Source organism: Achromobacter veterisilvae (genome assembly GCF_900496975.1).
Classification (GTDB): domain Bacteria; phylum Pseudomonadota; class Gammaproteobacteria; order Burkholderiales; family Burkholderiaceae_B; genus Achromobacter; species Achromobacter veterisilvae.
Genome location: NZ_UFQC01000002.1, coordinates 64,312 through 86,728 on the forward strand (window position 1 = coordinate 64,312; position 22,417 = coordinate 86,728).

At 66.7% G+C, this 22,417-nt stretch carries 19 protein-coding genes; 7 read left to right on the forward strand and 12 right to left on the reverse strand.

The features are described 5' to 3' along the window. Positions 1–43: 43 nt before the first annotated feature. Positions 44–1,873 carry a DNA helicase RecQ gene (gene recQ, locus AVE30378_RS02005; RefSeq protein ID WP_129239097.1) on the forward strand — a complete coding sequence of 610 codons (1,830 nt, stop codon included), beginning with the start codon at positions 44–46 and terminating at the stop codon, positions 1,871–1,873. A 250-nt stretch (positions 1,874–2,123) separates the two neighbouring features. Here recQ and AVE30378_RS02010 read toward each other — a convergent pair whose 3' ends face one another. Both AVE30378_RS02010 and AVE30378_RS02015 read right to left on the reverse strand, forming a co-directional pair. After that, entirely contained in the window at positions 2,124–3,176 is a 1,053-nt protein-coding gene (locus AVE30378_RS02010; RefSeq protein WP_129239098.1) for a cytochrome d ubiquinol oxidase subunit II, read from the reverse strand. Continuing rightward, the gene (locus tag AVE30378_RS02015) at positions 3,173–4,516 is read right to left on the reverse strand and encodes a cytochrome ubiquinol oxidase subunit I (RefSeq protein WP_129239099.1); all 1,344 of its coding nucleotides are present in this window, start codon (positions 4,514–4,516) and stop codon (positions 3,173–3,175) included. The genes AVE30378_RS02010 and AVE30378_RS02015 overlap by 4 nt, the downstream gene beginning before the upstream one ends. 137 nt (positions 4,517–4,653) lie before the next feature. Between AVE30378_RS02015 and AVE30378_RS02020 the strand changes: the two genes are divergently transcribed. The 4 genes from AVE30378_RS02020 to minE all read left to right on the forward strand — a co-directional run bounded on the left by AVE30378_RS02020 (position 4,654) and on the right by minE (position 8,649). Next, complete coding sequence (locus tag AVE30378_RS02020) at positions 4,654–6,420, forward strand: glutamine--tRNA ligase/YqeY domain fusion protein (RefSeq protein WP_129239100.1); 1,767 nt, start codon at positions 4,654–4,656, stop codon at positions 6,418–6,420. 147 nt (positions 6,421–6,567) lie between these two features. Further along, the gene (gene minC / locus AVE30378_RS02025; RefSeq protein WP_129239101.1) at positions 6,568–7,434 is read left to right on the forward strand and encodes a septum site-determining protein MinC; all 867 of its coding nucleotides are present in this window, start codon (positions 6,568–6,570) and stop codon (positions 7,432–7,434) included. A 138-nt stretch (positions 7,435–7,572) separates the two neighbouring features. After that, a complete protein-coding gene (minD, locus tag AVE30378_RS02030; protein ID WP_129239102.1) occupies positions 7,573–8,388 on the forward strand; it encodes a septum site-determining protein MinD in 816 nt (271 codons plus the stop codon). A 3-nt stretch (positions 8,389–8,391) separates the two neighbouring features. Next, positions 8,392–8,649, forward strand: coding sequence for a cell division topological specificity factor MinE (minE, locus tag AVE30378_RS02035; protein ID WP_129239103.1), 258 nt, complete (start codon positions 8,392–8,394; stop codon positions 8,647–8,649). Positions 8,650–8,724: 75 nt separating this feature from the next. Here the strand turns inward: minE and AVE30378_RS02040 are convergent, their stop codons facing one another. From AVE30378_RS02040 to AVE30378_RS02055, 4 genes are all read right to left on the reverse strand, one after another. Next, on the reverse strand, positions 8,725–8,949 hold the full coding sequence (locus AVE30378_RS02040) for a glycine zipper 2TM domain-containing protein (RefSeq protein ID WP_129239104.1): 225 nt from the start codon (positions 8,947–8,949) through the stop codon (positions 8,725–8,727). A gap of 191 nt (positions 8,950–9,140) precedes the next feature. Then, entirely contained in the window at positions 9,141–9,674 is a 534-nt protein-coding gene (locus tag AVE30378_RS02045) for an isochorismatase family protein (protein ID WP_129239105.1), read from the reverse strand. A 359-nt stretch (positions 9,675–10,033) separates the two neighbouring features. Then, the gene (gene ettA, locus AVE30378_RS02050; RefSeq protein WP_129239106.1) at positions 10,034–11,707 is read right to left on the reverse strand and encodes an energy-dependent translational throttle protein EttA; all 1,674 of its coding nucleotides are present in this window, start codon (positions 11,705–11,707) and stop codon (positions 10,034–10,036) included. Between the two features lie 107 nt (positions 11,708–11,814). Continuing rightward, entirely contained in the window at positions 11,815–12,735 is a 921-nt protein-coding gene (locus tag AVE30378_RS02055; protein WP_129239107.1) for a DMT family transporter, read from the reverse strand. 212 nt (positions 12,736–12,947) lie between these two features. Here AVE30378_RS02055 and AVE30378_RS02060 point away from each other — a divergent pair, with 212 nt between their 5' ends. Next, positions 12,948–13,484, forward strand: coding sequence for a hypothetical protein (locus tag AVE30378_RS02060; RefSeq protein WP_129239108.1), 537 nt, complete (start codon positions 12,948–12,950; stop codon positions 13,482–13,484). 42 nt (positions 13,485–13,526) lie between these two features. Here AVE30378_RS02060 and AVE30378_RS02065 read toward each other — a convergent pair whose 3' ends face one another. From AVE30378_RS02065 to AVE30378_RS02090, 6 genes are all read right to left on the reverse strand, one after another. Beyond that, positions 13,527–14,522, reverse strand: coding sequence for an ABC transporter ATP-binding protein (locus AVE30378_RS02065; RefSeq protein WP_129239109.1), 996 nt, complete (start codon positions 14,520–14,522; stop codon positions 13,527–13,529). Continuing rightward, complete coding sequence (locus AVE30378_RS02070) at positions 14,519–15,532, reverse strand: ABC transporter ATP-binding protein (protein ID WP_129239110.1); 1,014 nt, start codon at positions 15,530–15,532, stop codon at positions 14,519–14,521. The genes AVE30378_RS02065 and AVE30378_RS02070 overlap by 4 nt, the downstream gene beginning before the upstream one ends. Before the next feature lie 58 nt (positions 15,533–15,590). Further along, positions 15,591–16,505 carry an ABC transporter permease gene (locus AVE30378_RS02075; protein ID WP_129239111.1) on the reverse strand — a complete coding sequence of 305 codons (915 nt, stop codon included), beginning with the start codon at positions 16,503–16,505 and terminating at the stop codon, positions 15,591–15,593. Further along, positions 16,505–17,494, reverse strand: coding sequence for an ABC transporter permease (locus tag AVE30378_RS02080; protein WP_129239112.1), 990 nt, complete (start codon positions 17,492–17,494; stop codon positions 16,505–16,507). Before AVE30378_RS02080 ends, AVE30378_RS02075 begins: the two co-directional genes overlap by 1 nt. 58 nt (positions 17,495–17,552) lie before the next feature. Next, positions 17,553–19,124: an ABC transporter substrate-binding protein gene (locus AVE30378_RS02085; protein ID WP_129239113.1), complete on the reverse strand. Its 1,572-nt coding sequence runs from the start codon at positions 19,122–19,124 to the stop codon at positions 17,553–17,555. A 176-nt stretch (positions 19,125–19,300) separates the two neighbouring features. Continuing rightward, positions 19,301–19,798: a MarR family winged helix-turn-helix transcriptional regulator gene (locus AVE30378_RS02090; protein ID WP_129239114.1), complete on the reverse strand. Its 498-nt coding sequence runs from the start codon at positions 19,796–19,798 to the stop codon at positions 19,301–19,303. Positions 19,799–20,182: 384 nt separating this feature from the next. Here AVE30378_RS02090 and AVE30378_RS02095 point away from each other — a divergent pair, with 384 nt between their 5' ends. Beyond that, entirely contained in the window at positions 20,183–22,405 is a 2,223-nt protein-coding gene (locus AVE30378_RS02095; protein WP_129239115.1) for an indolepyruvate ferredoxin oxidoreductase subunit alpha, read from the forward strand. Positions 22,406–22,417 lie beyond the last annotated feature (12 nt).

The window sequence follows — 22,417 nt, forward strand, 5'->3', positions numbered from 1 at the left end:
TTGGGGCTTAAAATCCCTGCCATGATGCTTCCGGCCTACCCCCATGTCTGACGCGCGCGCCCTCGGCGTGTTGCAGCGCGTCTTCGGTTACGAATCCTTCCGCGGCGACCAGCAAGCCATTGTCGAACAGGTGATCGACGGCGGCGACGCGCTGGTCCTCATGCCCACCGGCGGCGGCAAGTCGCTCTGTTACCAGATCCCGTCGCTGGTCCGCGAAGGCACCGGCATCGTCGTGTCGCCCCTGATCGCGCTGATGCAGGACCAGGTCGACGCCCTGACCGAACTGGGCGTGCGCGCGGCCTTCCTGAATTCCACGCAGGAGTGGCGGGTGGCCCGCGACGTCGAACAGGCCTTCCTGGCCGGCGAGCTGGACCTGCTCTACGTGGCCCCCGAACGCCTGCTGACCGACCGCTGCCTGCAATTGCTGGAACGCGGCCGCATCGCGCTGTTCGCCATCGACGAAGCCCACTGCGTGTCCCAGTGGGGCCATGACTTCCGGCCGGAATACCTGGGCCTGTCGATGCTGCACGAGCGCTGGCCCGACGTGCCGCGCATCGCGCTCACGGCGACCGCCACCGCGGACACCCGCCGCGAAATCGCCCAGCGCCTTTCGCTGGACGACGCCCGCCACTTCGTTTCCAGCTTCGACCGCCCCAATATCCGCTACCGCATCATCGAAAAGAACGAGGTGCGCAAGCAGTTGCTGGAAATGATCCGCACCGAACACGAAGGCGAATCCGGCGTGGTCTACGGCCTGTCGCGGGCCCGCGTGGAAGAAACCGCGGAATTCCTGTGCAACCAGGGCATCGACGCCATGCCGTACCACGCCGGGCTCAGCCCCCAGGTGCGCGCCGCCAACCAGGCGCGCTTCCTGCGCGAGGACGGCGTGGTCATGGTGGCCACCATTGCGTTCGGCATGGGCATCGACAAGCCCGACGTCCGCTTCGTGGCCCACATCGACCTGCCCAAGTCCGTGGAAGGCTATTACCAGGAGACCGGCCGCGCCGGCCGCGACGGCCTGCCCGCCACCGCCTGGCTGGCCTATGGCTTGCAGGACGTGGTGCAGCAGCGCCGCATGATCGACGAATCGCCCGGCGAGGAGTCCTACCGCAGGCGGCTCGGCCAGCAGCTCGACGCCATGCTGGGGCTGTGCGAAACGGTGGAATGTCGGCGCGTGCGCCTGCTGGCCTACTTCGGCCAGCAGATCACGGCCTGCGGCAACTGCGACGTCTGCCTGGATCCCCCGCAGGCCTGGGACGGGACGGTCGCGGCGCAGAAGGTGCTGTCCGCCGTCTACCGCTTGTGGAAGGAACGCGGCCAGCGCTACGGCGCGGGCCACATCATCGACATCCTGCGCGGCAAGGTCACCGAACGCACCAAGCAGCACGGCCATGAAACGCTCAGCGTGTTCGGCGTGGGCGAAGACCTCAGCGACACCGCCTGGCGCGGCGTGCTGCGCCAGTTGCTGGCGCAGGGCCTGCTGACGGTGGACAACGAAGGCTTCGGCACCCTGGCCCTGACCGAGGGCAGCCGGGCCGTGCTCAAGGGCGAGCGGCAACTGATGCTGCGCCGGGAATCGGAAAAAAAGACGCGCTCGGGCAAGACCGGCAGCGGGCGCCCCAAGGCGGCCGCCATCGACCTGCCGGCCGAACTACAACCCGTCTTCGAAGCGCTGCGCGCCTGGCGCGGCGAAGTCGCCAAGAGCCACGGCGTGCCGGCCTACGTCATCTTCCACGACGCCACGCTGCGCGAGATCGCGCTGGCCCAGCCGGAGTCCATGGATGCGCTGAGCCACATCAGCGGCGTGGGCGCCCGCAAGCTGGAAGCCTACGGCGAGGAAATCCTCCAGCGCGTCGCCAGACCGGTTCTGTAGGATGGGTGGAGCGCGAGAGTTCTTAAGCAAGAACTCAGGTATCCAGCGCGCGCAACCCATGCGGCCGTGGGCAGACTGTTTTTTGGGGCCGATGCCGGGCACTGTCTGCCCATGGCCGCATGGGTTGCGCGCGTTCAGCACCTAGCTTCTTACCTAGGAACTGCCGCGCTCCACCAATCCTACGCCCAGCCCCGCCGCCCAGTCCCGCCGCCCAGTCCCGCCGCCCAGCCCCGCCACCCAACCCCGCCGCTCAGCCCGGCGGCGGCAGCAGCGGCACCGGCGCGCGCTCCTTGCCGAATACCGAGCGGTAGGCCAGGATGTTGAACACCAGCACCACCGGGATCCCCACGACGGCGCCCGCCAACACGAGGCGCATCGACCCCAGCGCGCCCGCGCCGTCCCACAGCGTCATGTCGTCCAGGATCAGGTAGGGGAAGAGGCTGTAGGCCAGGCCGCTGAGCATCAGCAGGAACAGGGCCACGCACAGCACGAAGGGCAGCCAACTGAAGCGCTCGGCCCGGCCCGGCAGCCGGGCCAGCAGCATTTCGGCGGCCACGAAGCCGGCCAGCATCAGCACCCAGACCGTGGCGGCCAGGCTCAGGTGGGCGATGTTGCTCCACTTGTAGAAGATGCCGGCATTGGCCAGCCCCAGCGTCACCGCGATCGCGACCATGCCCACCGCCGTCCAGCGGATCGCGTGGCGGGCCCAGTTGGCGGCGCGCCGCTGCAGGTCGCCGTCCACCCGCATGACCAGCCAGGACGCGCCCAGCAGGACGTAGGCCGCCACCGCGCACAGGCCCACGAACATGGCGAACCAGCCGTAGCCGGCGTCGGACTGGTAGCCGGTCGCGATCCGGCCCAGCATCATGCCCTGGCCGAACGCGGTGATCAGGGACCCCGCCCAGAACGCGAAGATCCAGCGCGGCTTCATTTCGTTGCGCGCGCGGATGCGGAATTCGAACGCGACGCTGCGCAGCACCGCGCCCAGCACCATGCAAGTGAGCGGCCCGTAGAGCTTGCCCAGCACCGCGCCCCACGCGAACGGGAACGCCGCGGCGAACAGCCCCATGCCCAGCAGCAGCCAGAACTCGTTGGCGTCCCGCCATGGGCTCAAGAGACTCATCATGCGGCCGCGCTCGTGCTCCGGCGCCAGTTGCAGCAGGATGCCCACGCCCAGGTCGAAGCCGTCCAGCACCATGCCCGCGGCGATCACCACGAACAGCAGCGCCATGAAGGCCAGCGGCATCCAGAACGAGGGATCTTCGGGGTTCAGCCCCTGGGAGGCGGCCAGCATGGCGATCATGGCGTCCCCCCGCCCAGTTTGCGCACGGGCACGACGCCGTAGCGCGCCGCGTGGAACAGCATGCCGGCGAACGCGGCCAGCAACAGGGCGTACAGCACCCCGTAGCCGGCCAGGCCATAGAGGACGGTGCTGGAAGACACCGAGCCCAGGACCTCGGATTGCGTGATGGTGCCGTTCACCGCGAACGGCTGCAGGCCGATGATGGACACCCACCATCCGGCCACGACCGCGATGCCGCCCGAGAACATCATGCCGCACATGACCCGCTGCCACCAGCGCGGCAGCGTCGACGGATCCAGCCCGCGCCGGAAGGTCCACAGGAAGGTCACGCAGGCCACGGCCAGCATCAGCAGGCCCAGCGCGGCCGCCACGCGCAGCGACCAGAAGGTCAGCGCGACCGGCGGCAGCATGCCCGAATACTTGTCCAGGCCCTGGTAAGTGCCGTCCGGGTTGCGATGCAGCCACATCCCGCCCATATTGCGCAGGGTCAGGTCGGCCACGTTCGTATGGTTGCGGGCGTCCGGCCAGCCGAACAGCACCAGGCTCGGCTCGGCGCCGCTTTCCCAGAAACCGGCCGCCGCGGCCGCCTTGGCCGGCTGCAGCTTCGCGACCATCTGCCCGGCGCCGGTGGCGACCGGCAACTGCATGAGCGCGGCCACCACCGCGATCACCAGCGCCGTCCTGAACGCGCTGCGTTCGCCGTCGCCCAGCGGCCGCCGCAACGCCTGCAACGCGGTCACGCCCATCATCAGGAAGGAGGCGGCCAGCGCGGCGCCCACCGCCACCGTGGCCATGCGCCAGCCCACCGACGGATTCAGCACCACGGCCGTCCAGTCGTAGACCTGGTAGCGGCCGTCGACCAGCAGGGCGCCGTCCGGCGTCTGCATCCAGGATTGCAGGGCCAGCACCCAGAACACCGCCACCAGTTGCCCCACCGCCACCATCAGCACCGCCAGCGTATGGGCGCCGTCGGAAACGCGCCGCTGGCCGAACAGCATGACCCCGAGGAAGCACGACTTCAGGATGAACACCGACAGGATGCCGTAGCCCAGCAAGGGGCCGGCCACATTGCCGATCTTGTCCATCAGCCCCGCCCACAGGCTGCCGATCTGGATCAGCACCGGCACGCTGGCCGCCAGGGTCAGCACGAAGGCCAGCGCGAATATCCGCACCCAGAAGCGGTAGGCGGCCGTCCACCCGCCATGGCCGGACCAGCGGGCCCGTATCTTGAAGAACAGCAGCACCCAGGCGAGAGCCAGGGAGACGGCCAGGAACAGCGCCAGGAAGCTCAGGCTGGCCACGAACTGCGCGCGGGCCAGGGATAGCGTGGATATGTCCATAATGGCCCGTAGTGTAGAGCCAGTTACAAGACTGTGGGGCCAGTTTGAAACCGGTTGCCCCCCCCCCCGAAAAGAGGCTGACTGCGGAACGTGGCAAAATTGACGCTTTGTCGCTGCTTTTTCCTATTCTTTCAAGAATGACCTCCGCCACGACGCCGACCCCTGCTGCATCGAATTTCCTGCTGAACATCGTCCAAGACGACCTCGAAGCCCAGCGCTTCGCAGGCAAGCGTTGGGCGGGCAAGCCTGGCCCGGCGGCCTTGCAACAACAGGGCGGACTGGATCCGGCCCGCATCCGCACGCGCTTTCCGCCGGAGCCCAACGGCTACCTGCACATCGGCCACGCCAAGAGCATCTGCGTGAACTTCGGGCTGGCGCGCGATTTCGGCGGCGTCTGCCACCTGCGCTTCGACGACACCAACCCCGAAAAGGAAGACCAGGAGTACGTCGACGCCATCATCGAGGCCGTGCACTGGCTGGGCTTCGACTGGAAGGCCGACGGCAACGACAACCTGTACTTCGCCAGCGACTACTTCGGCTACATGTACGAGTTCGCCGAGGCGCTGATCGAGGCCGGCCACGCCTATGTGGACGAACAGAGCGCCGACGAGATCCGCGCCAACCGCGGCACGCTGACCGAACCCGGCGTCAATTCGCCGTGGCGCGACCGCCCCGCCGCGGAATCGCTCGCGCTGCTGCGCGAAATGCGCGACGGCAAGCATCCCGACGGCAGCCTGGTGCTGCGCGCGAAGATCAACATGGCTTCGCCCAACATCAACCTGCGCGACCCGGTCATGTACCGCGTGCGCCACGCCACCCACCACCGCACGGGCGACCAATGGTGCATCTACCCGATGTATAGCTGGGCGCACCCGGTCGAAGACGCCCTGGAAGGCATCACGCACAGCGTCTGCACGCTGGAATTCGAAGACCAGCGCCCGTTCTACGACTGGATCCTGGCGCGCCTGGCCGAACTGGGCAGGCTGGCCCAGCCGCTGCCGCACCAGTACGAATTCGCGCGCCTGAACCTGAGCTACGTCGTCACCAGCAAGCGCAAGCTGCTGCAACTGGTGCGCGAAGGCCACGTGGACGGCTGGGACGACCCCCGCATGCCCACGCTCTTCGGCCTGCGCCGCCGCGGCTACACGCCGGCGTCGATCCGCCTGTTCTGCGAACGCACGGCGGTGTCCAAGTCCGACTCCCGCATCGACTACAGCCTGCTGGAGCAGGCCGTGCGCGACGACCTGGATCCCATCGCCGCCCGCTCCGTGGCCGTGCTGGACCCGGTCAAGCTGGTCATCACCAACTACCCGGAAGGCCAGACCGAGATCTGCACCGCCCCGCGCAACCCGCACGACCCGGAAGCCGGCGTGCGCGAGTTCCCGCTGTCGCGCGAACTCTGGATCGAACGCGACGACTTCCGCGAAGAAGCGCCCAAGAAGTACTTCCGCCTGTTCCCGGGCAACACCGTGCGCCTGAAGTACGGCTACGTCGTGCGCTGCACCGGCTTCGTCAAGAACGAGGCCGGCGACGTCGTCGAAGTCCATGCCGAATACCTGCCGGACACCAAGAGCGGCACGCCGGGCGCCGACAGCGTCAAGGTCAAGGGCAACATCACCTGGGTCAGCGCGGCCCATGCGATTCCCGCCCAGATCCATCTGTACGACCGCCTGTTCGCCGACGCCCGCCCCGACGCCGGCGACAAGGACTTCCTGGCCTGCCTGAACCCGAATTCCAAGCAGACCGTCACGGCCTGGCTGGAACCGGGCACCGTGGCCTCGCCGGGCGCCACCTGGCAGTTCGAGCGCCTGGGCTACTTCACGGCCGACCTGAAGGACTCCACGCCCGAGGCGCCGGTGCTGAACCGCATCGTGACCTTGCGGGACTCCTGGGCCCAAGGCTGACGCGCCGCGTCGGCATTGCTGGGGAAAAGGCGCCTTTTGGCGCCTTTTTCATCGCTGGGCCGTCCCGGGGCGGGTTATCATGCCCGACATCCCGCAGCCGGTTGCGCGCCCCTGTTTCGGGCGTCCGGACCGCCAGCCACAACCAAGATGAACACTGAATCCCTAGCCCTGGACTTCAAAAGCGCCACCCTGTATGCGATCCGGGTGGTTCTGCACAGCGCCGACCCTGAACACCTGGAGGCCGCGCTCGCCAAGCGCATGGCCGACGCCGGCAGCTTCTTCGAGAACGAACCCGTGGTCATCGACGCCAGCCGCGTCGAGGAAAAGATCGATTGGACCGCCCTGGTGGCGGCGCTGCGGGGCCATAACCTGCCCCCCATCGGCGTCGTGGCCGAAGGCGCCAACCTGGAGGCCGCCCGCGCGGCCGGCCTGACGCCGGTGGAACTGTCCACGCCCGCGGCCCGGCCCGCTCCCGTGGTCGATACGGCGCTGCCCAACGACGTCGCCACGCCGGTGCCTTCCGTGCCGGCCGCGGCGGTCGAAACCGCGGCCGCGCCCACCGAAGCCGCCGCCGAAACGGAACCCGCCGCCGGCAAGGCCGACGCCGATCCCCTGCCCGCGCGCGAGGCCAGCGGCGCCACATCGGCCCCCAGCCCCACGCCCGCGGCCCCGCACTCGTCTTCGGCGCTGGTCATCACCAAGCCCCTGCGGTCCGGCCAGCGCGTCTACGCGAGGCATACGGACCTGGTGGTGATCGGCATGGTGAGCCAGGGCGCCGAAGTCATCGCCGACGGCAACGTCCACGTCTACGGCCCCTTGCGCGGCAAGGCGATGGCCGGCGCGCGCGGCGACACCTCGGCCCGCATCTTCACGACGCACCTGGACGCCGAACTGCTGGCCGTGGCCGGCGTCTACCGCGTTGTCGAAGACAAACTGGACCGCACGCTGCACAACCAGCCCGCGCTGGTCCGGCTGGATGGCGATACGCTGCGCATCGAAGCGCTCAAGCCCTGAAAAGCTTTGCAGCCCCCCGCCCCCAGGCCGCACCCGGCAAGACGTCCGCGCAAATTTCAACACATCCTGTAAGAAGCCTTACAAAGGCTTTTTGCTTTACGATAACGCGATTTATTCGAACATAAGGGTTTGATCGTCATGACACGCATTGTTGTGGTGACTTCCGGCAAAGGCGGCGTGGGCAAAACCACGACCAGCGCCAGTTTTTCTGCGGGACTCGCGATGCGGGGCCACAAAACCGCGGTCATCGACTTCGACGTCGGCCTGCGCAACCTCGACCTGATCATGGGCTGCGAGCGGCGCGTCGTGTACGACTTCGTCAATGTGATCCAGGGCGAAGCCACGCTCAACCAGGCGCTCATCAAGGACAAGCAGCTCGAAAACCTGTTCATCCTGCCGGCCTCGCAAACGCGCGACAAAGACGCGCTGACGCAGGAAGGCGTGGAAAAGGTCATCAACGACCTTAAGGGCATGGGCTTCGAATACATCATCTGCGACTCCCCCGCCGGCATCGAGACGGGCGCGCTGATGGCCGCCTACTTCGCCGACGACGCGCTGGTCGTGACCAACCCGGAAGTCTCGTCGGTGCGCGACTCCGACCGCATCCTGGGCATCCTGGCCGCCAAGTCCAAGCGCGCGGTCGAGGGCGACGAACCCGTCAAGGAATACCTGCTGCTCACGCGCTACAGCCCCAAGCGCGTCGTCGACGGCGAAATGCTGTCGCTGGGCGACATCGAAGACATCCTGCGCATCAAGCTGATCGGCGTCATCCCCGAATCCGAAGCCGTGCTGCAGGCGTCGAACCAAGGCCTGCCGGCCATCCACCTGAAAGACACCGACGTTTCCGAGGCCTACAAGGACGTCGTGGCCCGTTACCTTGGCGAAGACAAGGCCCTGCGCTTTACCGATTATGAAAAGCCCGGTTTCCTGAAACGCCTGTTCGGAGGCAAGTAAGCAATGTCCTTCCTGTCGTTTCTGCTCGGTCAAAAGAAGACTTCCGCCTCCGTCGCCAAGGAACGGTTGCAGATCATCCTGGCCCACGAGCGGGGCCGCGACGACTCGCCCGACTACCTGCCGCAACTGCAGCAGGAGTTGATCGCCGTCATCTCGAAATACGTGAAGATCAACCCCGAAGACATCAAGGTGCACCTGGAACGCCAGGACACGCTGGAAGTGTTGGAAGTGAAGATCGAAATGCCGCAAAGCGAAAATTGATGCGCCTGGGCGCTCGGCGCACCATGCAAAACGCCCGGCGATGCCGGGCGTTTTGCATTGGGGGCACGAGGATGCTCAGTGCTTGCCGACCTGGTCGCCGACGACGCCGCCGATCGCCGCTCCGCCCACCGTACCGAGAATGCCGCCGTTGGTGATCACGGCGCCCGCGACGCCGCCCAGCGCGGCGCCGCCGACGGCGCTCTTCTGGCGGTGGCTCATGCCGTCCCAGGAGGAGCAGCCAGCCATGGCGGCGGTCATCGCCAGCGCGACACAGATTTTGGAGAGAGATGCGATTTTCATAGTTTGGTTCCTATTCTCATGCCCGGGACCACGCCGATGAACTGAACGCGAGCACGCGGATCCCCGTGCGGGCTTGGAACCTTCAGGATCGCAAAATATCCCTGCCCTGGCTGTTAGGTTTGCCCATGAATTGTGTCAAAGGGCGAGAGAATCTTTGCACCTCCCCGGGACAGTGTTGCAACCGCCGGGCGCTATTTGACCAGACGTAACACCTCGCGGAAACGCGGGTGTTCGCAGGTCCGCATCCATTCGAAGATCGCCATCTCGGACGTGACGATATCGGCGCCATGCGCGCGCGCACGGCGCAGCGCCGCGTGGTGGTCGGAAGGCTTGCGGGAGCCCGCGGCGTCGGCGACCAGCACCGCGCGATAGCCCAGGTCGATCAGGCCGATCACGGTCTGGAGCACGCAGATGTGCGCTTCGCAGCCGGCCACCAGGACGGTCTTGCGCGCCGCCGGCAGCCAGGCCTCGAAGCCCGGTTCGAGCGCCGATGAAAAATGCATTTTCTGGAAAGTGGCCTGCACCTGCGCGCGCAGCGGTTCTACGGTGGGGCCCAGCATCTTGCCGTGATGCTCGGTGGCCGCCACCGGCACGTCGAGCAGGCGCGCGGCCTGCGCAAGCTTGTGAGCCGCGTCGAGCACGGCGTCGCCGTCATGGATGACCGGCATCAGCCGGCCCTGCATATCGACGATCAGCAAAGTGGAATCGGAAGCGCAAAGCAGCATCGCGGGGGCTCCTGGAAGGGATGCTTTAGGATAACCCCGTTCCGCCGCGCCTTCCGTTTGCGGCCCCGGACAAGGAACGCCCGCGGCAAGGTGTCTGACACCCGGCAAGAGCCGCCTGAACCCGTATGAACGTCTCGTACGGGTGTCAGACACCTGAGCGCGCCTCCGTTACTTCCCGGTCAGGTGTCTGACACCCCTCACACGCCGCGGCAAGCCCGAGACTGTCTTACGCGGGTGTCAGACACCTGAGTCGCGCCTCCATTACTTCCCGGCCAGGTGTCTGACACCCCTGACACGCCGCGGCAAGCCCGAGACCGTCTTGCGCGGGTGTCAGACACCCAACAAAAAAGCCAGCCCCTTTACTTCAAAGCCTTGTAGCGCAGGCGCTTGGGCTTGGCGCCCTCTTCGCCCAGGCGGCGCTTCTTGTCGGCTTCGTACTCTTGGTAGTTGCCGTCGAAGAACACCACCTGCGAATCGCCTTCGAAGGCCAGGATGTGCGTGGCGATGCGGTCCAGGAACCAACGATCGTGGCTGATCACCATGACGCTGCCGGGGAACTCCAGCAGCGCGTCTTCCAGGGCGCGCAGGGTTTCGACGTCCAGGTCGTTGGACGGTTCGTCCAGCAGCAGCACGTTGCCGCCGGCGATCAGCGTCTTGGCCATGTGCAGGCGGCCGCGTTCGCCGCCCGACAACTGGCCCACGACCTTGTTCTGGTCGCCGCCCTTGAAGTTGAAGCGGCCCAGGTAGGCGCGCGACGACATCTCGAACTTGCCCACCGTCAGGATATCGGCGCCGTCGGCCACGGCGTCGAACACGGTCTTCTTGTCTTCCAGCGCGTCGCGCGACTGGTCCACGTAGGCCAGCTTCACGGTCTGGCCGATCTTGACCTCGCCCGAATCCGGCTGCTCGCGGCCCGCGATCATGCGGAACAGCGTGGATTTACCGGCGCCGTTGGCGCCGATGATGCCGACGATGGCGCCCGGCGGCACCTTGAAGCTGAGGTTGTCGATCAGCAGGCGGTCGCCGTAGGCCTTGCTGACGTTATTGAATTCGATGACCTCGTTGCCCAGGCGCTCGCCCACCGGGATGAAGATTTCCTGGGTCTCGTTGCGCTTCTGGTATTCGTAGGAAGACAGTTCCTCGAAGCGGGCCAGGCGCGCCTTGGCCTTGGCCTGGCGGCCCTTCGGGTTCTGGCGCACCCACTCCAGTTCCTTCTTGATGGTCTTCTGGCGGGCGGATTCCGAGGATTCCTCCTGCTTCAGGCGGTCTTCTTTCTGCTCCAGCCACGAGCTGTAGTTGCCCTTCCAGGGGATGCCGTAGCCGCGGTCCAGTTCGAGGATCCATTCGGCCGCGTTGTCCAGGAAGTAGCGGTCGTGGGTCACGCCCACCACGGTGCCGGGGAACTTGTGCAGAAACTGTTCCAGCCATTCCACGCTTTCGGCGTCCAAGTGGTTGGTGGGTTCGTCCAGCAGCAGCATGTCGGGTTTGGACAGCAGCAGGCGGCACAGCGCCACGCGGCGCTTTTCGCCGCCGGACAGCTTGCCCACGATGGCGTCCCAGGGCGGCAGGCGCAGCGCGTCGGCGGCGATTTCCATCTGGTGCTCGATGTCGTCGGCGCCGCTGGACGCGGCGGCGGCGATGATGGCCTCAAGCTCGGCCTGCTCGGCGGCCAGCGCGTCGAAGTCGGCGTCCGGCTCGGCGTAGGCGGCGTAGACCTCGTCCAGGCGCTTCTTGGCGGTGACGACGGCGCCCAGGCCCTCTTCGACCGACTGGCGCACCGTGTGCTCGGGATTCAGTTGCGGTTCCTGCGGCAGATAGCCGATGTTCAGGCCCGGCATGGGGATGGCTTCGCCTTCGATCTCTTTATCGACGCCAGCCATGATCTTCAGCAGCGTCGACTTGCCCGAGCCGTTCAGGCCCAGCACGCCGATCTTGGCGCCAGGAAAAAACGAAAGCGAGATGTCGCGCAGGATCTGCCGCTTGGGCGGCACGATCTTGCCGACGCGGTTCATGGTGTAGACGTATTGGGCCATGGGCTCGTATAGGAGATATAGCTGAGAAACCGCTGATTGTAGGCCGGAACCCTGACCGGCGTGCGTCAGCGGCGAAATGGCCGGCCCGCCGCCCAGGAAGGGGTCTTTCAGACGGCCTTGGGCCGCGCCGCCGGGCGGCCGGCCCGCATCTGCGCCAGCATGACGCCGGCCAGCGCCATCGCCCCGCCGGCGATGTGGAACAGGTGGGGCTTTTCGCCCAGGAACGCCGCCGCGATCGCCACCGTGGCGACCGGCATGACGTTCAGGAAGATGCTGGCGCGGTTCGGCCCCAGGTGCTTCACGCCCTGCATCCACAGGAAGGGCGCGAACAGCGACGGGAACACCGCCGCGTACAGCACCAGCGGCAGGTTGTCGCCATTGAGCGGCGAAGCCGGCGCCATCAGGAAGGCCGGCAACTGGAACAGCACGCCGAAGCCCACCTGCACGTACAGCGACTGCCACGGCCCCACGGGCAAGGCCCAGCGGCGCAGCAGCACGCCATACAGCGCGTAGGCCAGCGCGCCGATGCCCATCAGCACGTCGCCATGGTTGGCGCCCACCGACAGCAGGCGGGCGGGATCGCCCTCGCCGATCAGCAGCGCCAGGCCCGCCAGGGACAGCAGGCCTCCCAGCATCGCCATGGCCGAGGGCCGCTCGCGCAGCAGCACGGCCACGATGCCGATGGTCATCAACGGAATCATCGCCGTGATGATGCCCATATTGGTCGCCGTGGTGCTGGCGGCCGCCACGTAGGCCAGCCCCTGGTACAGCGCCATGCCCAGTCCGCCCAGCACCGCCAGCCTGGGCAGGTTGGGCAGGATCTGGCGGCGCTGCGCCCAGACGCCCGGGAGCGCGAAGGGGGTCAGCAGCGCGCCGGCCATCGCCCAGCGGTAGAACCCGATGGCGGCGGGCGCGATCACCCCGGCGGCCATCTTGGTGACGATCATGTTGACCGACCAGATGAGGGCCGCCAGCAGCGGAAACAGCAGATAGCGGGCGGGCGGGTGCGTAGCGTGGGCGGGCGGCATGGCGGGAGGGGCGAAACGGAACGGAGCCGGAAGTGTAGGACAGTCTGATACGATGTATACAGCATAGGCGGCATGACCTAGCTGTCCGCCCCGCAGTACGCCATCTGGATACCTCCCAAGCGTCGGATGCAAGGCAGGGCCGATAGAGCGACAATACGCCTGACTTTCGTATTGCCGTGCCGTCGCGGCTTCATCGCGCCCAGGAATCCCCCATGTCCGCCTCCGCCACTCCCCCAGCCTCCCTGACCCATTTCAGTGCATCCGAACTGGACATGCTGGCCAAGACGGCCGACGCCCTGAGCGCCTACCTGGGCAAACCCGTGCTGGCCGAAGTCGTGCTGGGCGACGAGGGCACCGAATGGGTGACCTATGGGGTGCCCGTGGACGAAAACGCCAAGCCCGACGAGGAACAGACCCACGTCCAACTGGGCGGCCCCGGCGCCCGGCTGCTGGGCAACCGCGGCGGGCTGCCCCAGTCCGACGACGACACCTACGACTGCCTCTACCTCTGGGCCATCGAGATTTCGCTGAACGAGGGCGAGCGCTTCATCAAGCTCGACCATGACGGCGAGGAATCCGCCTGGTCCGACAGTCTGGAAGACGTGCTGCCGTTCGCGCTCACCGAAGAGCCCGTGCCGGAAGATCCGGACGAGGATGAGGACGACGAGGACGAAGAAGAGGATGAGGACGACGAGGAGGATGACCGCGACCGCCGCGATCATCCCCACGACCACGGCCCTCGCCACTGAACGGGCCGAGCCCGGCGGCGGGCGAGCCCGCCGCAAGGCGGATCATGCCGCGATCCGCCCCTCCTGCACTGCGTGGCAGGCCACCACCGACACGCCTGCCGCCATCGCGGCGGGCGCTTCCCGCTTGCACCGCTCGTTCGCGTGCGGGCAGCGCGGATGGAAGGTGCAGCCCGACGGCGGGTTCAAGGGGTTCGGCACTTCGCCCGCCACGGCCGTGCGCGGCTTGCCCGCGCCGTTGATGTCCGGAATGGCCTCCAGCAGCATCCGCGTATACGGATGCCGGGGCCGCTGGAACAGCTCGTCGCGCGGCGCCACTTCCACCATGCGGCCCAGGTACATCACCCCCACCCTGTCGGCCACGTGGTGCACGACCGCCAGGTTGTGGGAAATGAACAGATAGGTCAGCCCCAGCTTGCGCTGCAGGTCCTTCATCAGGTTCAGCACCTGCGCCTGCACCGACACGTCGAGCGCCGAGGTCGGCTCGTCGCACACCAGGAACTCGGGGTTCACCGCCAACGCCCGCGCGATCGAGATGCGCTGGCGCTGGCCGCCCGAGAACTGGTGCGGATAGCGCGCCTGGTCCGCCGGATCCAGGCCCACCTGCCCGAGCAGTTCGCCCACTCGGGCGCTGCGCTCGGCCGGCGTCATCCGCGTATGCGTCAGCATGGGCTCCGCGATGATGCGGCCCACGCGCCAGCGCGGATTCAGGCTCGCATAGGGGTCCTGGAAAATCATCTGCAAGCGCTTGCGCAGCGCGCGTCCGCCCGGCTCCGACATGCGCGACAGGGGCTGCCCGTCGAAACGGATGTCGCCGCGGGTCAGCCCATACAGCCCGACCAGCATGCGCGCCACCGTCGACTTGCCGCAACCCGACTCGCCCACCAGCGCCAGCGTCTCGCCGCGCGCGATCTCGAACGACACGCCGTCCACGGCGCGCAGCATGACCTGCGGCTTGCCGGCCAGCTTGCGCTCCAGCCACGACGGCGACACGTCGAACCAGCGGGCCGCGTCCTTTACTTCCACCAAGGGCGTGCTCATACGGACTCCTCTGCGCTTTTGCCGCCGGCGGAGCGCGGCGCGGGGGCCTCCCCTTCATGCAGCCAACAGGCCGCCAGGGACGTGCCCGCCGGCATCAATTCCGGCCTGTCCCGCGCGCAGCGCGGCAGGCGCCGGCCGCAGCGCGGATTGAATGCACAGCCCGGCGGAATGGCGTTCAGACGCGGCATGCTGCCGTCGATCTGCACCAGCCTCTCGGCATGCCCGTCCAGCGACGGGATCGATCCCATCAGCCCCGACGTATAGGGATGGCGCGGATTGTGGATCACGTCCGCCACCGGGCCGATCTCGGCCACCCGGCCCGCGTACATCACCGCCACGCGGTCCGCGGTCTCGGCGATCACGCCCATGTCGTGCGTGATCAGCATCACCGCGGTGCCGTTCTCGCGGCACAGGCGCTTGAGCAGTTCGATGATCTGCGCCTGGATGGACACGTCCAGCGCGGTGGTCGGCTCGTCGGCCACCACCAGTTTGGGTTCGGCTGCCAGGGCCAGCGCGATCACCACGCGCTGGCGCATTCCGCCGGAAAACTGGTGCGGGTAGTGATCGATGCGCTCGCGCGCCGCCGGGATGCCGGTGGACGCCAGCAGTTCCACGGCGCGGTTGCGCGCCTGCGACCAGCTCATGTCCAGGTGCGTCACGATGGTTTCGGCCAATTGCCGGCCCACCGTGTACAGCGGATTCAGCGACGTCAGCGGATCCTGGAACACGGCGCCGATTTCGCGGCCGCGCACGCGGCGCATCTGTTCATCGGGCAGATTGTCGATGCGGCGGCCCGCCAGCAGGATCTCGCCCGCGGCGATGCGCCCGGGCGGCTCCAGCAGGCCGATGATGGATGCGCCGGTCAGCGACTTGCCGGCGCCGGACTCGCCCACTACGCCCAGGACTTCGCCCGCCTGGATGGAAAACGATACGTCGTCCAGCGCGAGCAGCGTGCCGCGGCGCGTGGGAAACTCCACGCGCAGATTGCGGACTTCCAATAATGCGCTCATGCGCGATACCTCAATTCAGTTGCTTGTTGCACACGGCTGCCGCCTCGGAGGGGGAACGTCACCCCAATCTCGGGTTGAGCGCGTCGCGCAGCCAGTCGCCCAGCAGATTGACGGACAACACCAGGAGCACCAGCGCCGTGCCCGGGAAGATGGTGATCCACCACTCTCCGGAAAACAGGAAGTCGTTGCCGATGCGGATCAGCGTGCCCAGCGAAGGCGCCGTCGGCGGCACCCCCACGCCCAGAAACGACAGCGTCGCCTCGGTGATGATGGCGGTGGCCAGGTGCACCGTGGCCAGCACCAGCACCGGCCCCAGCACGTTGGGCAGCACGTGGCGGAACATGATGACGGGCGACGCCACGCCGATCACCCTTGCCGCCTGCACGTATTCGCGGTTCTTCTCCACCAGGGTGGAGCCGCGCACCGTGCGCGCGTACTGCGGCCAGCCCGCCAGCGCGATCGCGCCGATCAGCACGGGAAAGGCGATCAGTTCGTGCATCTCGCGCGGCACGGCGGCGCGCGCCACCCCGTCGATCAGCAGCGCGATCAGGATGGCGGGGAACGATAGCTGCACGTCCGCGATGCGCATGATGAATGCGTCGATCCGGCCGCCGGCGTATCCCGACACCAGCCCGAGCACGATGCCGATCAGCATGGACAGCACCACCGAGGCCAGGCCGATCAGGAGCGATACGCGGGTGCCGTACAGGATGGCCGAGTACAGGTCGCGCCCCTGGCTGTCCGTGCCCAGCAGATAGGTCGCCTGGCCGTCGGCCTCCCAGACGGGCGGCAGCAGCGCGTCCAGCAATTCCACCTTGGTGAGGTCGAAGGGGTTGTGCGGCGCCACCCAGCCGGCGCCGAAGGAGCCGATGAGCAGGAGCGCCAGCAGCACGGTCGCCGCGATGGCCACGGGCGCCCGGCGCCAGGCCCAGGCGATGTCGCTGTCCCACCAGCGTTTGAGTACGGCGCGCATCAGTGAGCCCCCCCGCCGCGGGTCAACCCGGAACGCAGGCGCGGGTCCACGACGAAATACAGAAGATCGACGATCAGGTTGATGACCACGAACACCAGCGCGATCAGGCACAGGTACGCGGCCATGACCGGCACGTCGGCGAATTGCACCGCCTGGATGAACAGCAGGCCCATGCCCGGCCACTGGAACACGGTTTCCGTCACGATAGCGAACGCGATGATGCCGCCCAGTTGCAGGCCGGTGATGGTGATGACGGGCACCATCGTGTTCTTCAGCGCGTGGCCGAAGTGGATGGCGCGGCGCTTCAGGCCGCGGGCGCGCGCGAACTTGATGTAGTCGGAACGCAGCACCTCCAGCATCTCGGAACGCACCAGCCGCAGCACCAGCGTCATCTGGAACAGCGACAAGGTGATGGACGGCAGGATCAGGTGCTTCCAGCCCGTGGCGGTGAAGAGCCCGGACGTCCACCAGCCGAAGCTGACGGTATCGCCCCGCCCGTAGCTGGGCAGCCAGCCCAGTTGCACGGAGAACACCAGGATCAGCAGGATCCCGATCAGGAACGTCGGCAGCGAGACGCCCAGCAGCGAACCGGCCAGCAGCAACTGGGACACCAGACTGTGGCGCTTGAGGGCGGTATAGACCCCCAGCGGCACGCCCACCAGCAGCGCCAGCACGGCGGCCGCCATGGACAGTTCCAGCGTGGCCGGCAGGCGGGATTTCAGCAAGGCGGAAACGGGTTCGCTCTGGCGCAGGGAGATGCCGAAATTGCCCTGCGCGGCGTTGGCCACGAAATGGCCGAATTGGACGATGGCGGGCTGGTTCAGCCCCAGGCGTTCACGCAACTCGACGCGCTCGGCATCGGTGGCGTCCTGGCCCAGCATGATGGTGACGGGGTCGCCGACGTATTGGAACAGCACGAAGGCCAATAGCGAGACGGTGAGCATCACCGCCACGGCCTGCAACAGGCGACGCAGTATGAAAGCGAACATAGGCGGAAAAGGCAAAACGGCGGGAGCCGGGCAGGCCCCGCCGTTCGATTAGCCGGGATCAGTCAACCTTGACCCAATCGGCGACGAGACGGTTGTCGGCTCGGTGGATGGCGGTGACGTTCTTGCGCATCGCCCAGGGAATGACCTGGTCGTGCAGCGGAATGTGGCCAAATTCCTTGGCGTGGATTTCCAGCACGGTGCGGATGTCGGCATCGCGCTTGGCCACGTCGGTTTCCGTCTTGATGCGGTCGATGATCGCGTCCAGTTCCTTGTTGCTGTAGTTGCCCAGGTTGTACATGCCGTCCGCGCCCTCGCCCTTGGTGCGGATCAGGTTCTGCAGCGTGTACATGGCGTCGAACGTGGGCACGCCCCAGCCGAACAGGTAGGCGCTGGTGTCGGAGTTCTGCACCTTGGGGAAGTAGGTCGAACGCGGCATGGCGTTCATGGTCGCCTTCACGCCCACCTTGGCCCACATGCCGACCACGGCCTGGCAGATGGCCTCGTCGTTGATGTAGCGGTTGTTCGGACAGTCCAGCGTGAAGTTCAGGGTGCCGTCGTAGCCGGCTTCCTTCAGCAGGGCGCGCGACTTCTCGGGATCGTACGGCACGCGCTTGTGCAGCGATTCGGCCCAGCCGTGCACCTGCGGCGCGATCATGGTGCCGGTGGGCGCGGACAGGCCGCGCATCACGGCGCGCTTGATCGCGTCCACGTCGATGGCGCGGTACAGCGCCTCGCGCACGCGGATGTCCTGGAACGGGTTCTTGCCCTTGACGCTGGAATACTGAAGCTCAGGGCGCTTCTGGTCCAGGCCCAGGTAGATGGTGCGGTATTCGTTGCCCTCGACCACCTTGGCCGACTGGCGCAGGCGGTCCAGGTCCTGGGCGGCCGGATCGAGCACGAAGTCGATCTCGCCGGACAGCAGCGCCGCGGTGCGGGTGGCGTTCTGCTTGATCGGCGTGAACACCACTTCGGTGACGTTGCCGATCTTGCCGGCCTTGTTCCACCAGTCCTTGTTTTCCTCGAAGACGGTGCGCACGTCGACTTCGCGCGACTTCAGCTTGTAGGGGCCGGTGCCGTTGGTGTTGCGCGCGCCGTAGGTCTCTTCCTTGTTGACGAAGTCCTGCGGCTTGGCGATGTTGTTCTTCTCCGACCAGGCCTTGTTCATGATGAACACGTTGGGCAACTGGCGCAGCAGCACCGGGTTGGGCGCCGAGGTCTCGATCTCGACCGTCAGGTCGTCGATCTTGCGCGCTTCCTTGATGCCCGTGGTGTAGGCCTTGTAGTTGGAGGTGGGCGCCATGGCGCGGTGCACCGAGAACACCACGTCGTCGGCGGTGAAGGCGGCGCCGTCATGGAATTTCACGCCGGGACGCAGCTTGAAGCGGTACAGCGTGGGCGAAACCTGCTCCCATTCCGTCGCCAGGCGCGGCACGACCTTGAAGTCCTTGTCGTAGTCCACCAGCGGCTCGTAGACGTAGCTGTTGGCGGCGATCGTCATGCCTTCGTTCTGGGAGTGCGGGTCGAAGGTGAGGATGTCGCCCTGGGCGGCCCAGCGGAAGGTTTTGGCGTGCCCGATCGAGGGCGCGGCCACGGCGGCGGCGATCGCGATAGCAATCAAAGTGCGGCGCATAGGTTCAACTCCTGACTGTAGTCTGAATACCGGCGCGATATTGCCTACCCGCAAGACCCTCGTCAATTAAGGGTTTATGCGTACCGGGACAGGTTTCCACAGAGGGAAAACATATTGGGGACGCATACGCTCGTAACAAAATAATCGAAGTAAACGGCGTTGGGTACGGCGGCCGCCTATTCGTCTTCCGGGACCGACAATTCAAGCGGCACGTGCTCGGTCATCAGCACGTCCAGCATCTCGATCAGCAGCAGGGCCTTTTCCTCGCCGAACGGCGCGAGCACCGCCTTCTGGTGCTGCAGCGCCTGTTCGCACAGGGCGGCGATCAGGTTGGAGCCCTTGGCGGTGATGCAGACCCGGGTCTGCCGCCGGTCGGCCCGCACGCCGTTGCGGGCCACCAGCCCTTCGGCTTCCATGCGCTGCACCACCTTGCTCAGGGTGGGCTGCTTGGTGATGGCGAGCACGGCCAGCGTGCCGATGGTCTCGCCGGCGCTGCCTTGCAGGCTGGCCAGCACGCGCCACTGGGTGACCGACAGGCCGGCTGCCTTCACCTGCAAATGGAACTCCGCCGAAATGCGCTGGCTGGCTTGCGCCAGCAGGTAGGCCAGGTAGCCGTCGACGAAACGGCCGCCTTGCGCCGCCGCGCCCGTGTCCCGCTGCTTGTCCAACCGCATGTTGCTTTGCTCCCACGCACCGGAATCCAAGAATGCCGGAACGCCAAATGGCGGCCCGACGAAAGACTGCATTGCACCACGGTGACGCCAACGCGCGCCATGATGCGCCGCAATGCTGTTGCGCAGCACAGGGTATACCCCGAATCGCAATCCGTTTTTGCACCATCTCAGGGCCGGAAAGGCACTGCGAAGCTAGAGATCAACGAGTATATACGCCCTTGTTTTAGCGTGATATTTTTTGTTTTCCATGAAATTTCATCTTTTTTGTTGACAGCTAAAACGTTGACTCCTAAAGTATTTTTAAGACGAGATTTTCCTGACGTGACGATGCTGCGCAGCAGCAACGCTTGAGGACCCGCAGGCCGGGCCGCGAAGGAGTGCCAGATGGCTGAAAGGTCTTTCAAAAAAGAAGTCCAGCAATTGCGCATCGGCGCGGGCGAAGAATTCCGCGGAGAAGGCATTCTTGCGGTCACCAAGGCCTTGCTGCAATCCGGCGTGGGCTACGTCGCGGGCTACCAGGGCTCGCCAATCTCGCACCTGATGGACGTGCTGGCCGACGCCAACGACATCCTCCAGGAACTGGGCGTGCACTTCGAGGCCAGCGCCTCCGAAGCCACCGCGGCCGCCACCCTGGCCGCGTCTGTCATGTACCCGATCCGCGGCGCGGTCACCTGGAAATCCACGGTGGGCACCAACGTCGCCTCCGACGCCCTGGCCAACCTGGCCTCGGGCGGCGTCACCGGCGGCGCGCTGGTCATCGTGGGCGAAGACTACGGCGAAGGCTCGTCCATCATGCAGGAACGCTCGCACGCGTTCGCCATGAAGTCCCAGATATGGCTGCTGGATCCGCGCCCCAACCTCGAAAGCATGGTCAAGGCGGTGGAGGACGGCTTTGAGCTGTCCGAGGCCAGCAAGACGCCCGTCATGCTGCAACTGCGCATTCGCGGCTGTCACGTGCACGGCCGTTTCGTCGCCAAGGAAAACAAGCGCCCCGCGTTTTCGCTGGCCCAGGCGCTGGAAAGCCCCGCGCGCGACACCAGCCGCATCGTGCTGCCGCCCGCGTCCTTCCTGCACGAGCAGGAAAAGATCAAGGAACGCTGGCCCGCGGCCATCCGCTACATCAAAGAGCACAAGCTCAACGAGCATTTCGACGGCGACCAGGACGACATCGGCCTGATCCTGCAAGGCGGCCTCTACAACGGCGTCATCCGGGCGCTGCAACTGCTGGGCCTGGCCGACAATTTCGGCAACAGCCGCATCCCGCTGTACGTCATGAACGTGACCTATCCCGTCATCGAGGACGAGGTCATCGACTTCTGCCGCGGCAAGCGCGCCGTGCTGCTGCTGGAGGAAGGCCAGCCCGACTACATCGAGCAGAACCTGCATGCCGTGCTGCGCCGCGCGGGCGTGGACACGCGCCTGTCCGGCAAGGACGTGCTGCCCATGGCGGGCGAATACACCACCCAGGTCATGCGCGACGGCCTGCGCGAATTCCTCAAGCGGAACCGTCCGGAATCCCTGCAGACGCATCCCGCCGCGCCGGCCGATACCCAGGCGGCCGAACGCCAGCTCGAAATCACCGAACTGGCGCGGCCCAAGCCCGCCCGGCCGGCCGAGCAGCCCATCGCCTTCCACAGGCACGTCGAAGGCCTGGCCGCCGTGGTGCCGCCCCGGCCCGCGGGCTTCTGTACCGGCTGCCCCGAAAGGCCGATCTTCTCCGCGCTGACCTTGGCGCAGGAAACGCTGGGCCAGCACCACATCTCCTGCGACATCGGCTGCCACCTGTTCTCCATCCTGCCGCCCTTCAACCTGGGCGCCACCACCATGGGCTACGGCCTGGGCGCCTCCAGCGCGGCGGCCTTCAACGTGCCCGCCGCCAAGCGCCCCATTTCCATCATGGGCGACGGCGGCTTCTGGCACAACGGGCTGTCCTCGGGCATCGGCAACGCGGTATTCAACAAGTACGACGGCGTCATCGTCATCGTCGACAACTTCTACGCCTCGGCCACCGGCGGGCAGGACATCCTGTCCTCGCGGGCGGAAAACCCGGACCGCTCGACCAACAACCCCATCGACCAGGCCGTGCGCGGCGTGGGCGTGAAATGGGTGCGCACGCTGGACCGGACCTACGACGTGGCGAAGGTGCGCGCCACCATCGAGGAAGCGCTGACCACCGACGTCAAGGGCCCCAAGGTCATCATCGCGCAGTCGGAATGCATGCTGAACAAGCAGCGCCGCATCAAGCCGCTGTTCAACAAGGCCGTGAAGGAAGGCAAGCGCGCCGTGAAGGAGCGCTTCGGCGTGGATCCCGACGTCTGCACCGGCGACCACGCCTGTATCCGGCTGTCGGGCTGCCCGTCCCTGACGGTCAAGGACAGCGGCGATCCCCTGAAGGAAGACCCGGTGGCGCACGTGGAAAGCAGTTGCGTCGGCTGCGGAAACTGCGGCGAGGTCGCCCATGCCGCCGTGCTGTGCCCGTCGTTCTACCGCGCCGACATCGTCCACAACCCCACCAGGCGCGACCGCTACCTGGCGCGCATGCGCGGCGCCGTCATCGGCTTCCTGCAACGGCGCCGCGCGGCGCGCCTGGCCAATCACGCACTTTAAGGACACCCGCCC